The sequence below is a fragment of the Vibrio mangrovi genome, assembly GCF_024346955.1.
In the GTDB taxonomy this organism is placed as follows: Bacteria; Pseudomonadota; Gammaproteobacteria; order Enterobacterales; family Vibrionaceae; genus Vibrio; species Vibrio mangrovi.
Window position 1 is genome coordinate 788285 of record NZ_AP024884.1, and the last position, 13670, is coordinate 801954.

A 13670-nucleotide genomic window follows, 5' to 3' on the forward strand; every position below is an offset into this window, starting at 1 on the left:
TGTTCACTCATAGCAATAAGTTATGATTTTCCTGATGTAGGTGAAGCAGATGAGCCGCATTACAAATGACACGATTATTACGGTTGACCATACGCCACAGTCCGGGCAGGCTGGTGCTCAGCCACTTCGGCATGATGTGACACCCGGAACGCATATGCCAGTGACACCACCACATATGTCTGCCGGTAAAGAGATGCAACTCAGGCAACTGGGACAGCCGATGGCAAGCGGGCGTCATATCACCGCTGAAATGCTGGAAACACAGAAATCGGACCTTAAAATCACCAGCGTAGCCACAGTCCCCCATGCACAAAACTTAGCGATCTTACGCACACTCCCGAAGCAGTCTCAGAATGGAGAAGTTGCGCCAACACCATCAAAAAAAGAAGATTATCCGCAAAATGGTGCTCAGATGGCAGATTTTATTGCCGATACTCGCCAGCATTTAACCCGGCTGGCAACCACAAATTCCGGTCAGGAACTTCTTCATGCACTGGACAAAAATATGTTTGGCATGCCGATCCCACATAAAGTTGCAATTCAGGATCCCTGCCTTCAACAGGGGATTAAAGCCACTTCAACCACTTTCGATGCATTGAACGCAAGTTTTCAGCCACAGGCAGCCAATCAAATCATGCCGGGATATGGCAGCATCAGCCTCATCGATTATCAGACAGATATCATGCAACGTGCCGGAGATGGCAAACATACGGGAGGTACACCCCTGAAAGTAAAAGAAGAAGTACCTTTCCCTCCTGAGGTGGCACTCGGACATGAGCTGATCCATGCGGTCCACAATTCACAGGGCTTGCGTGAATCCCGGAACCGGATCGACGGACTCAGTGGTGAAGAAGCGAATACCGTGGGTCTGCCGACCGGAGAAAGAATTTTTGCCCACATTCCGACCGAAAATAATCTCAGAGCAGATTTAGACCGCCAGTATTACCAGGATCCGGAGCAGAATGGAGGACAGCTTGGTCCGATTCCTCCCAGACCTAAATATTCAGGTAAGACCGTGTAACGCAACCTGAATACTTACTTCTTCCACGCAGTGTTTATCACCTGTATTTGACCCACAAGAGCAGATTGACCGTTTATGCAAGACTTTACCAACAAAATCAATAAGTGGTTACAACAGTATCACAAGGATTTATCCCTGAATTCAGAGGGTTATTGCCTATTGAATGCCGGAGATTCACTCAGAATTGTCATCTCACTTTCAGCAGATAAACGGGCACTGATCCTTTATTGCCCGCTGCATACCGTCAAAGGAGACCAAGACTTTTCTCTGGTACTGGAAGCGTTGTCCCTGAACCTTTATCAGGATATCACGCTGAACGGAACCGTCGGTTACGACAACCGTTCTCAGGAAGTGGTTTACACATTTATGGTTGCAGATTCTTCATTTGCTCAGAATCATCAGGGAGATGCCCTGTTCCATCGTTTACTCAATGAATTTATCGAAAACAGTCAGAAAATCGTGACACGTTTGCAGCAGTCACAGCGCTCCGGCGATGCACCTCGGATACCCGCGTCTCCTCAGCTCGCATTAGGCATCGCTGGTCAAGCTCAGGTTGCTTCACTGCAAACGCCGCATCACAAACCAGTATACAGGTCGTGATGCGGGAAAATGGAAGATTAAAAAGTCTGATTATTGCAGCTCAATAGCACCGATATCCGGAGCCTGATCCCGTGGATTACCCATAAAATCGGTTTCCAGAGGCGGTAGTGCATTTTCTGTATAGCCGTTATCTACAGCAAGACTTCCCACTTCAAGTGCTCCGGGAATATGGCCTGCATCGAGATAATCCTGCAGTTTACCGTCAATTGTGACATAAGGAGGAATCGCAGTGGTATAGCCACGGCCTTCATCCAACACTTTTTCACTATTGTTCGGACTATAGTAAATATTCATATTGGCATTAATATTATCGCCACCACTGGTCCAGACCGCACCGGTATTCACGACAATATTATTATTGAAATAATAATCGGGCTGATGATCGAGAATTGCATGCCACCATGTCTGAATATAATAATCATCGGCTGCCGGGTTATTAAAAGTTTGTCCAAAATTGCGGCCCCAGACACTTTGCCATTGATCATTTGGTGTATAAAGAACGGTATTATGACGGAAAACTAAGCCATCAAATCCGGCTCCAAGAATAATCAGCGAACCATTCGATGGTGCGAATATATTATTTTCAATAAAGAAATTGCCATAGCCACCACCCAAATCCTTAATCCATTGGGGAGGACCACTGATCATAAAATCCATTGATTCTACGTGATAGAACAGATTTCCTCTGATGGTGACATTATCTAACCTTTTGGCATAGGATGTCCCGCCAACGTTAATAACATACACCTGGATACCATCCACATGCATATTCACGCCTTTGGTTTCATCATCACCATCGAACATGCCATCGTCCAGATCATGAACAATATTATTTTCGATCAGCCAGTTACTGCCGCCATGAAATTGCAGTCCGTCATGAGTCAGATGATGAAGATGATTCCCTTTCACCACTAAGTCATTGGTCATGGCCCAGATACCAACACCGGTATTTAAGATTTCGTTGTAAAGCACCTTCACATACCGGCCATTGAAAATATGTACGCCGGCATTCGCCATATAATCACTTTTTTCTTCCAGAGACATCGAAGCAAAATCGCCTTTCTGGGAAATCTGATTATTACGGATATCAACATACCGACTGCCACGAATAATGACGTTATCTGTAATTTTGAATCCATCAATTCTCAGACGCAGATCGCTGTTACCTTTCTGAGCAAAATCAATTCGGTACCATCCGCCGGCATCATGTGTCGTGCCCAAAGTAACGTTACCCAATACCGGATGCTGGCCGGGCATCGCTTTCAATGTCACCCAATCGGTAAACACTTCGTCGATCGGAGTCGACTTCGAACTATTTTCAAAGTAGTTCGCTCCGAATTTCAGATCGCCATAGTCACCATTCATGACGTAGATAACTTCTCCGCCGGTTGCCTGAGACAGTGCATAAAGGATGGTCGCGAAAGGTGCATTTTCTGAACCATCATTACTATCAGAGCCAGTTTCAGCGCTGACGTAATATGCTTTGTCTCCTAGCGTATAATCATATGCGGGATCCTGTTTATCAATAAGCAGGCTCTCCATCACATCATAATTATATGGATCGGACGGTGGGGTCGAAGCCGCATGACTGTATATTGCATATAGAGCAAATATACAAATTGCAATAATAATGATCATGCGGGAGAACAATTTGTCTTGTACAACTGACATAAGAACTCCTTATAAAATCATCTCAGATTTTATTTAAGAATCAGATATATTTATTAACTTAAGAATAAATAACCCAAATAAACTCTAGTGAGAATATTCATTAAGATGATAGTTAAGGTATCTATTGTATTTTTGAATCAATATCACACATTAGGCAATAATGAGCATAGCAACTGGTATCTATTGGTTTTGCCGTGAATTTATTATTCAGAAACATTTCGGGTGGCCAAACTTCAACAGAGAAGCAAAACCACCCGGATTAGAATCGAGCCCTCACACACGATTTCAGTAGTTATATGACATCAGGATAAAAGTCTGGTGACATGCTTCACCAATTTCTCTACTTTCTCAATTACATCTGCCGCTTTTTCGATAACTTTGTACATTTTTTCCAGATCTTTTTTTCCTTCAACCGCCAGAGAAGTCAAATCTTTCAGAGCACTCAAAGCATCCTTGTACTCTGCCGCACCAGCATCCAGAGTCGCCACTATCACCCGGTCCAGTTGCTGGAACAACGTCTTACACTGGATGCGGATCTCGTACTGCTGATCTTCATCCTCACAGACTTCCAGTAATTTGTTCATCTCATTCAGTGCATCGACGAGATTGGTACGAATCGTTTCATTTGACATCCTTTCCCCCTTGATTCACGGATACTTCAGTGCTCCCTTAGGCAGAGACCAACTGAAGAGATTATTTTGTATCCTCACAACTGAGAATTCCCTGATCATTTTTGGTAATTTTCTCACAGCTCAACAGGAGTGATTCAAAATCACGATAATGGTTACGCATCTCTTTCAGCTTACCAATCGTTGCCGCAACTTCTGAACTGCTGAACTCTTTTTCTTCAAGCGCTTTTGCCAGAACTGCATGAGATTTTTTAACCTGGCCAACGGACTTAATAGCCTGCTGGACTAATAGCCGGGAGCTTTGTACATCCTGAAGCAACCCATACAAACGCTTCATCTCCGTCCGTCGTTCGTCTAAAGTCATCGGCTCTTTTGCCCGACGCTGATAATCTGAAATCTCTTCGGTCAGAACATATTGCCGGGAAGCAATAATCGCATCATCCATACCGGCGGACTTAAGCTGTTCGATGATGACATCGCAAATCTGGCTCACCATCGGATCAGCCTGTGTCACAACCGTCCGCAATATTCTGGTCCGCTGATCTTCGATCAAGGCATGTTCTACAGCCGCAAATACACTGGAAAACAACGCAAAAGTTTCATCATCAAACAGCGCTTCATCATCACCCCGAATCGTTTCGTACCGATCATTCAATGTGACCATCGAACCATACAGATCCGCCGAAGCTAAATCGATATCAGCCTGACTTGCCGCCGTAGCAACTTCACTCAGCGCTTTCGCGTAAGCACCCAATCCCTGATTTGCCTGATAAATAGCAAAGGTCTTCTTCTGCCCCACCGAGACAGGCAGTGAAATATCCTGGAGCACTTCACTTGTCAGATCTTTCGCATGTTTTCCCCGGTAAATGGCTGCGTAATTGGTTAACTGACGCTCTAACGCAGCATGATTGTATTCATCAATCACCGCATCAACCTTGACGGTAATGTCACTGGTGACGGTTCCCAGCGTTGAAACCTGAGATGTCGGCGTGGTACTACAACCGGCCAGCAACAATAATCCCAATAAGTATCTCTTTTTCATCATCAACCCTTATTTTCATGTTGTTCCGGGAACCATCAGGCAACACAGATACCATATTCAGGCAGAATATCTCTGACTATTTCCAGACGGAACGTTTTCAGCGCATCATGGAAATATTTCCAGTCCGAATGCAGAAACTCTTCTCTGTATTTGTAGGCCACTAAGTCTTCCGAGCCAAAAATCGGAATGGCTTTCCCTCTTGCAGCTTGTTTCCAGCTGCCTTTTCCTTTGGCAATGAACTGGATCTTCTCCTCTCCGAAGCCAAACTTGTTCATCGCAATCCAATGCAGCCAATCTTTATGACGGTCTTCACCTTCTTCATGAATAATCGTTTCAAATGCCTGACGAATCACATTCATCTGAACACCGGGGATGTTGTCGTAATTCTCCAGTACCATTGTGTTATCTCCTGCCAGATAACAACGTATCGCTTTATACATCTGGTTGGCAGCATCAGAAAATATTTGCGGGTTGTCTCTGACCACAAGGTTGTCTTCACTATCCAGATAAGACCAATGGCAATAAGGGCGATCCGGAAATGACAGAGCAGGCCCGTGTCCCAGCGGAGCGACGGAAGAAAGACTGAAGTTGAGAAATTCATCTTTGACTCTGGCCCACAGGCCTTTGTCCTGAATATGCGGATGACCGACAGGTTCAATTTCTTCGACCTCATTGATCTCATGCGTAATTCCGGCAAATCCCTGATGAGCAAATGTATCCGCGTACACATGCATGGCGATCCCAAACATATGCAGCCCGAATGGCTGCTCACGATATTTCATCACCATCCGCAACATATCGCGTGAAATCGGACTGTCGGGAAAGCAGACTAGTCTTTTGGTAAAATGTCCCTGAGGAGACTCACCTGCGGGAAGTCCCTGATTACCGGGAAGAAAGTGGAAAGGGATCCAGGAAAGATGATTTGCCAGTTGGGAACTGTTCCTGTAATCAAGCATCTTATGCGCCGAAGCAATGCGATCATACATAGCGCCATTCTTGAATCTGACCGGGTTTGAATTGGTTGCCTCATCAACATACTGCGCACTGTAGGCCAGCTTCTCAGCCTGTTGTTTTTCCATGCCGGCGATTCTTGCCACGACATAAGTTAGAGCATGATGGCCGTCAATTTGCATAGGAATTCCTCCAAAAGTGTATCAACATTCAATTGGATTAAGTCCTGTCACTTCAGATAATATGCTTATCTGAAAGTACGACGATACAGGATAATCAGAGTATCTTCGCCAATGCTTTTCACCAGATTTATTGATATGACAACGATAATTTATCTGATTACAAATCAATGAATTTTCATCATCGTTCCGTCATATCTGATTATGGTTTTATCTCCTACAAGCATAGAAAATTATAGTCCACATCACTCATATAAAAGATATTCTCTGTGATGCATGTTTATAAATGTGATTATGGATAGAAAAATCAGTATGTCAGGCCATGATACCTGGGAGGCGTTGCAACGCATATGTGAGGGTATTTCTTGCTAATCATGATTCGGACTCACAGCCAAAGTTTCAGAAAGATACTTAACCACATCAGCGCCGAGTCTTTTCTGGAACTCAGCCCGATCAAACCCTTCAGGATCCTGAGCGACATCTCCGAGTTCTGACTTCAGATACTCGGGATATGACGTTAAAAACGAATAGTGCCCGGCATTTTTGATTATCTTATAAGTGAGCTGATTTTTATCTTTGATATTTTCTATAATGACTTCTGAGTTATATGGTTCAGTTAATTCTTTATCTTTTTCAGCTCTGAGAAGGAGTATGGGGATATGAATACGATCTAAAGAGCTTTTAGATCTAAATAAAATACCAACCGGGGCCATTAAAACCAATGCTTTGATTCGTGCATCCCCTGGGCTATTTATTAATTGAGGATAGATAGAATTTTCCCGAACCGGTAAACAGTAAGGGTCAGATAGTGATAGGTGACTTTCACATAACTTAATAATATGACTAGTATTAGCAATTCCACCAGCAGCGGCCAGAGCAGAATATCCTCCGACAGAGTGTCCAATTACTGCTATTTTTTCAGATTCAATATGGTTGTGTATATAAGGAGTCGATAAAAGATTATCTATGGCCAACGATATATGCTTGGGTCTGTTTATATAGTTACTTACTGAACCTGCCATTGAGTTATCTAAATAATTATTTCCCGGATGTAATGGCATAGCCACAATAAATCCATTCTGAACTAAAGAGATAGCGATATCCTTATATGACAAGCTGCTGCCACCTGAGCCATGAGACAAGACAACCAGAGGAAACTTCCCTTGAGCAACATCGCCACCAATCGAAACCCTTAATTTAAATGGTCCGAAATCGACTAATTTTGCTCCTGAGGTGGCTGGATATAAAACCGCCATAGGAAAGGCGTCATTTGCTTTCTGAAAGACGACCTGATGCTTGCGGTATCCGACTTCATACGCTTGGGTAAACATCGAAGTAAAAATCAAAGAAAAAAATAGTAAATGTAGATAATATCTAGTCATCTCAGAATACTTAAAATTTGTACAGTAGTGATAAAGCTACCACAAAGCATAGTCAGTAGATATATGATGACATGTACAGATGAATACAATGATACTCAGGTAACTTCAGAATACGGGATTCAGAGAGCCTTCATTCTATCTGCATTTTCCCCTAGGGTACGAGGATGCCGGTCATCTTCGCCAGTATGCGACAAAAACAAGTAATGCATAAATTTTGTATCAACACTGGCAGTTTTTCATCATTTCCCCGACGTTTGGGCACTATTTCCTGGAATATCCTCCTATTATCTCTCGGTTCTGTTCGCAAATCTGTTCGCAAACTGCCCTCCCAAGATGCTCATACACATGCATAATGTACTCCTGCTGATGCTTATCCCGCTTGCCACTACACAGTGGGAATTCGCGTGATAGCAACAACTTCCAGCAGTACAGGCGAAATCATACCTGTAAATATCATTTCTAATGTGGAGACTTCTATGAGTAATTTAACTTTATTTCCAATCGTCGAACCTCATGCCAGCAAACTTGATGAAGCATATGAAGTTGCTGAAGACTTCGGCGTTGTACATCAGGAACAAGCAATCTGGGTACCTAAATTCTTCCAGTATGACGGAGCCAGTATTCCCAGTGCAGCTTATGGCATTATCGGTACACCGTTTAATCCCCGGTTTATGAAAGCAGCCGTTGTCCATGACTGGCTCTATTACACCCATATGCTGAGCCGCTCAGATGCCGATCAACTATTCTATGAACTGCTGCGTGAGTCGGGCGTCAGAAAAATCAAGGCCGTTTTGATGAGAGAAGCCGTTGAAGGATTCGGGCATTTCTACTGGGATAATGATGAAGATGATACCGAGTACTTGTCTGAACTGGCAGGAATGATTCAGAATGATGGCAGAGAACCATCGAAGTATGGTCTGTAATTCCACAAATCAGTAAAGACAAAATTTTTACAATATTTCTTTTCAACCATTCAGGAACTGACTTATTGTCAGTTCCTTCACCATGAATACGCTAAACTCAGGTTCGGATCGGTGACTAAAATTCTCCGAAACAATTCCATTATCTTTTATGTGTAATAGCGTTATTCCGTTTTAAAAAAAATAAAACCCTTAATATTAATAACCCTAAAAAAATCTACTGAAAATATATCACTCCGACCGTCGAAAAATGAATTTCCTGTCATTATTTTTACCAAACAAAAACAGAAAAACATCAATACTGATACAAGAAGAAATATAAAATTCAAGTCTCTGGGATGTCATCACAACTTGTATATATTATGTGTGCACTCTCATATTTATAGCGTATATTTTAGGTGCAATATATTTGCTAACAACAATTTTATCATTCACACAATTTGGCTTACGACACGATTGCCGTCAGTTGTTCAATCAAAAGATTTACTGTAGGTCATGTTAAATCAGAGGTGCCTGATGTCATATTTACACCCCCGAACTCAACGTTCATCCATCAAGAAACACCGCTTCCCGGTCAAGAAATTAGCTGTTGCTTGTCTGGGTGGTCTCCTTATCGGCTTAAGTCAACAAGCATGGGCTGTCGAATCCCTGTCGGTTTCCGGTAATAAAATCTATGCAGGAAACACTATCAAAAGCTTCTCCGGCAACAGTCTGTTCTGGAGTAATAATGAATGGGGAGGAGAAAAGTTTTATACCGCCGAAACGGTCAAAATGCTCAGAGAAGAATGGAATTCAAGCATCGTCAGAGCTTCTATGGGTATTCAGGAAGAAGGTGGTTACCTTGAAGATCCGGCCGGCAACAAAGCAAAAGTTGAAACTGTTGTCGATGCTGCGATTGCCAACGATATGTATGTCATCATCGACTGGCATTCCCATCATGCTGAAGATAATGTCGATGAGGCTGTCAGCTTCTTCCGGGAAATGGCTCAAAAGTATGGTGACAAACCCAATGTCATCTATGAAATTTACAATGAGCCACTGCAAATTTCCTGGGATAACGTTATCAAACCCTATGCAGAAAAAGTCATCGCCGCCATCCGTGCAATCGATCCGGATAACCTGATCGTTGTCGGAACACCAACCTGGTCACAGGATGTGGATATAGCATCCTGGAATCCAATCAATGGCACGAATATCGCCTATACCCTGCACTTCTATGCTGGCACACATGGTCAATATTTAAGGGATAAAGCCAATACAGCAATGAACAATGGCATTGCTCTGTTTGTCACCGAATGGGGCACCGTCAATGCAGACGGAGACGGTAATGTGAATGAAGCAGAAACCGACACCTGGATTAACTTCCTGAAAGATCATGATCTCAGTAATGCCAACTGGGCACTCAACGATAAGAAGGAAGGCGCTTCGACCTTCTATCCGGACACCATGACACTGACACCATCCGGTACGAAAGTGAAATCGATCATTGCAAACTGGCCTCATCATCTCGACGACGCTCCGGATACTCCAGACAACCCGGATACTCCGGACAATCCAGATACTCCGGACAACCCAGACAACCCGGGTGATAATTCCGATCCATCTCAAACCGGCGACTGTTCCGGGGTAAATATCTATCCGAACTGGACCAGCAAAGATTGGGAAGGCGGCGGTTACACCCATAATAACGCCGGTGATTATATGGTTTATCAGGATAAACTTTATCAGGCAAACTGGTATACCTCTTCAATGCCCGGCAGCGATGGCTCCTGGACACTGGTTGGGAATTGTACAAATTAAACCATCATCCCTGACTTGCTTATTTATATAGCCAGCATCAATTGCTGGCTTTTTTATCTCCATATGATGTAAGTATCACATTTCTTTTATTTCGACTATTTCTCTCTGCATCAGATATGCAACCCGTTGTTGCATAAATGAAAACTTAGTTCGCTGCTTATATCTTATTTTTCTATTGAAATTAAAAATCAATTTATTTTCAATTACTTAAATCGATTACATTATAAAATATGATAATTATACAAATTATTAGATCATTTACCCACCATGTAACAATAAAGTAAAATAAAAAGCTAAAAATCAACCAAAATATAGAAAATATGAACAATAATCATCAATTTTTTGGTCATCCTCGTGGCCTGTTCCTTTTGTTTGGTACTGAATTGTGGGAACGTTTTTCTTACTACGCAATGCGGGCAATCCTGGTTTTATACCTCACAGATACAACATTAAACGGAGGCATGGGCTGGACGACCAAAGAGGCATTGGATCTCTATGGTATCTATACCGGGCTGGTCTACATTACTCCCTTAGTTGGTGGCTGGTTTGCCGATAACTATTTCGGTCAGCGCCGTTCAATTCTGGCTGGTGGTGCATTCATGGCCATGGGTCAATTTACACTGGCAATACCTCATCAATTGCTCGGATTAGATGCAGCACACGGTTTCTATCTTGGTCTGACACTCCTGATCATCGGTAATGGTCTGTTTAAACCAAATATCTCCACTATGGTGGGCGATTTGTATGAAGAAGGTGATCACCGCCGGGACGGTGCATTCACCATTTTTTATATGGGAATCAATCTGGGTGCATTACTGGCTGGAATTATCTCCGGAATTGCCACCAACAACTTTGGCTGGAAAGCTGGCTTTGTTGCTGCGGGAATCGGGATGCTCATCAGTCTGGTGACTCAAATGCTGCTCGCGCAACGCTGGCTGGGAGACATCGGCCGCAAACCTGCCGCTGTCCGTGATTTACAACAGAAAAATTCGACTTCCGGTAAAAAAGAACCGCTGACGAAAGAAGAAATTGATCGGATGAAAGTCATCCTCATCATGGGCCTTTTTGTGATTGTCTTCTGGGCTGGTTTTGAGCAGGCCGGTGGCCTGATGAATCTGTATACCCAACAATATACAGACCGGATGATCGGTAGTTTTGAAGTCCCTGCGGCATGGTTTCAGTCACTGAATCCATTTTTCATTATTGTCTGCGCTCCACTAATCGCAGCCTTATGGGTGAAACTAGGCCGGCGTGAACCCAATTCACCGGTAAAATTTGCATTCGGGCTGTTTTTCCTGGCGATCGGTTTCCTGTGTATGATTGGTGCCGTACTCGAACAGGGAGGAGATACCACCGTCAAAACATCCATGTTATGGCTGGTTGGTGCTTTCTTCTTCCATACTATCGGGGAACTGTGTCTATCTCCGATTGGTTTGTCCATGACAACCAAACTGGCTCCGCTTCGTCTTGCTTCGCTGATGATGGGTGTCTGGTTTGGATTTAACGCCATTGCCAACTATGTTGCCGGTCTGATCGGTGCGCACGTCGGAGACTTTGGTGCTCTGACTATTTTCGGTGGAATTGCTGTCACAGCAACAATTTCCGGCCTCCTCTTACTACTCTTTTCCAATCAGCTGGTTCTGTGGATGCATGGTGCAGAGCAAGTTACCCATCTCAATAAAACACCAGAAGAAGCGACACAAACAGCATAATTGCTACTTGTTCACTAAGTCATATCATCAACAGAGAGCCGTTCAGGCTCTCTGTATACTTTCAACTATAGCATGACGATAACTCAAATCTCTGCCTTGCCTCTAATCCTGTGATTCTTGCTGAAACCGTATCTTGAGATCATTTGGGGATATTGTTTCCTTTCGCTGAATCTGCCACAGCAAATACCGGCTGTAACTGACGGTATAATTGCTGATAGGTTGTCCGTTTTTGCCGGTAAGTTTCTCTCTTCTGCATATCCGGAACATGTCTTTCAATCAGTGCCGGGGAAGGACAGACATCCCGGGGCGTCAGCTCTGACGTCACTGCCAGCATTGCCAGCCGAGCAGCACCTAGAGCCGGGCCGACATCACCACCCTGACGATACACCAACGGTAATTGCACAATATCTGCTAGCATCTGACGCCAGTAACGGCTACGCGCACCACCACCAATCAACGCCACCTCTTCAGGAATCAATCCAGTCTGATGCAACGCATCGAAACCATCAGCAAAAGCAAAGCCAACCCCTTCCAGTACAGCCACAACCAAATCGTATTTCGAAGTACTGTGAGTCATCCCGAAAAACACGCCCTTAGCATGAGGATCATTATGCGGTGTCCGTTCACCGGACAGATAAGGAAGAAAAACAACTTCCGTACCGGGATCAACCGAATGCGCCCTTTTGCTAAACTCTGTTTCCGTTTCACTGAGCATTTGTTCGACATCAGAAAATCCGGTCAGTTGGCATACCCAGTTCAAGCAGGAAGCCGCACTCAGAATGACTGACATCGTGTGCCAGGTATCCGGTAATGCGTGACAAAAGCTGTGTAATGCCGAATCCGGATTAGCAAGGAAGCCGTCGCTGACTGCAAAATAAACCCCGGATGTTCCCAGTGACAACATGGCCTGACCGGGTTCGATAATCCCGACACCCACAGCACCTGCTGCATTATCTCCGCCTCCGGCAATGACCGGCACCTGCGGCATTCCCCATGCCTGAGCCAGTGCAGGACTGAGTGTTCCGGTAATGGCATTCCCTTCAAACAGCTCCGGCATCTGATGCCGGGTCAATCCGGTTGCCGCGAGCAGTTCATCGCTCCAGTCCCGTCTGGCAACATCAAGCCACATAGTTCCGGCAGCGTCCGACATGTCCGAGGCATAGGTTCCGGTCATCCGGTAACGCAGATAATCTTTCGGCAACAGCACTTTATCTACACGGGCAAAAATATCCGGCTCATGCTCAGCCACCCAAAGTAGCTTCGGTGCAGTAAATCCGGGCATCATCATATTTCCCGTGATCTGACGGCTAGCCGGAACCCGACGTTCAAGCTCTGCACATTCTGCTTTACAGCGTCCGTCGTTCCACAGAATCGCCGGACGCAAAATCTCGCCCTGCCAATCCAGCAGAACCGCACCATGCATCTGTCCGGATAGACCGATAGCTTTAACTGCAGCAAGATCATACTGTTTGCCTAATTCCTGAACTGCCTGACATGTTGCCTGCCACCAGCTGTGCGGATCCTGTTCAGACCACAGCGGAAACGGACGGGAAATGTCCAGTGGTACAACCTGACTTCCCAGCACTTCTCCACTTGCAGAAACCACAATAACTTTGACACCTGATGTTCCTAAATCGATTCCAACATACATAAGCTACCCTTTCACTTTCCGGTAAATATACCCAGGCCACCCAAGATGCCGGATTCATTCAGGCATATCCACGGTTTAGCCCTATTTTATATTCCTGAACATCATCATAATT

Annotated in this window: 11 protein-coding genes; 5 read left to right on the plus strand and 6 right to left on the minus strand. The window is 44.4% G+C overall.

Going from position 1 to position 13670, the window contains the following annotated elements; genetic code table 11:
• The first annotated feature begins 49 nt into the window (after positions 1–49).
• Together OCU74_RS19770 and OCU74_RS19775 are read left to right on the plus strand one after the other, a co-directional pair.
• A complete protein-coding gene (locus OCU74_RS19770) occupies positions 50–1021 on the plus strand; it encodes a M91 family zinc metallopeptidase (RefSeq protein WP_087482152.1) in 972 nt (323 codons plus the stop codon).
• Positions 1022–1096: 75 nt separating this feature from the next.
• On the plus strand, positions 1097–1621 hold the full coding sequence (locus OCU74_RS19775; protein ID WP_087482153.1) for a CesT family type III secretion system chaperone: 525 nt from the start codon (positions 1097–1099) through the stop codon (positions 1619–1621).
• Positions 1622–1651: 30 nt separating this feature from the next.
• Here the strand turns inward: OCU74_RS19775 and OCU74_RS19780 are convergent, their stop codons facing one another.
• The 5 genes from OCU74_RS19780 to OCU74_RS19800 all read right to left on the minus strand — a co-directional run bounded on the left by OCU74_RS19780 (position 1652) and on the right by OCU74_RS19800 (position 7424).
• Positions 1652–3292: a right-handed parallel beta-helix repeat-containing protein gene (locus OCU74_RS19780; RefSeq protein WP_087482154.1), complete on the minus strand. Its 1641-nt coding sequence runs from the start codon at positions 3290–3292 to the stop codon at positions 1652–1654.
• A gap of 302 nt (positions 3293–3594) precedes the next feature.
• Positions 3595–3924: a hypothetical protein gene (locus tag OCU74_RS19785; RefSeq protein WP_087482155.1), complete on the minus strand. Its 330-nt coding sequence runs from the start codon at positions 3922–3924 to the stop codon at positions 3595–3597.
• Positions 3925–3985: 61 nt separating this feature from the next.
• Positions 3986–4966, minus strand: coding sequence for a hypothetical protein (locus OCU74_RS19790; RefSeq protein ID WP_087482156.1), 981 nt, complete (start codon positions 4964–4966; stop codon positions 3986–3988).
• A gap of 32 nt (positions 4967–4998) precedes the next feature.
• Positions 4999–6096: a DUF6765 family protein gene (locus tag OCU74_RS19795; RefSeq protein WP_087482157.1), complete on the minus strand. Its 1098-nt coding sequence runs from the start codon at positions 6094–6096 to the stop codon at positions 4999–5001.
• 365 nt (positions 6097–6461) lie between these two features.
• Complete coding sequence (locus tag OCU74_RS19800; protein ID WP_087482158.1) at positions 6462–7424, minus strand: alpha/beta hydrolase family protein; 963 nt, start codon at positions 7422–7424, stop codon at positions 6462–6464.
• Between the two features lie 527 nt (positions 7425–7951).
• Here OCU74_RS19800 and OCU74_RS19805 point away from each other — a divergent pair.
• From OCU74_RS19805 to OCU74_RS19815, 3 genes are all read left to right on the plus strand, one after another.
• Positions 7952–8398, plus strand: coding sequence for a DUF1353 domain-containing protein (locus tag OCU74_RS19805; RefSeq protein WP_087482159.1), 447 nt, complete (start codon positions 7952–7954; stop codon positions 8396–8398).
• Between the two features lie 513 nt (positions 8399–8911).
• Positions 8912–10195, plus strand: coding sequence for a cellulase family glycosylhydrolase (locus tag OCU74_RS19810; RefSeq protein WP_087482160.1), 1284 nt, complete (start codon positions 8912–8914; stop codon positions 10193–10195).
• Positions 10196–10515: 320 nt separating this feature from the next.
• Positions 10516–11907: a peptide MFS transporter gene (locus tag OCU74_RS19815; RefSeq protein WP_087482161.1), complete on the plus strand. Its 1392-nt coding sequence runs from the start codon at positions 10516–10518 to the stop codon at positions 11905–11907.
• A 139-nt stretch (positions 11908–12046) separates the two neighbouring features.
• On the opposite strand, the gene xylB is transcribed toward OCU74_RS19815, so the two are convergent.
• Complete coding sequence (gene xylB, locus OCU74_RS19820) at positions 12047–13558, minus strand: xylulokinase (protein WP_087482162.1); 1512 nt, start codon at positions 13556–13558, stop codon at positions 12047–12049.
• Between the last annotated feature and the right edge of the window lie 112 nt (positions 13559–13670).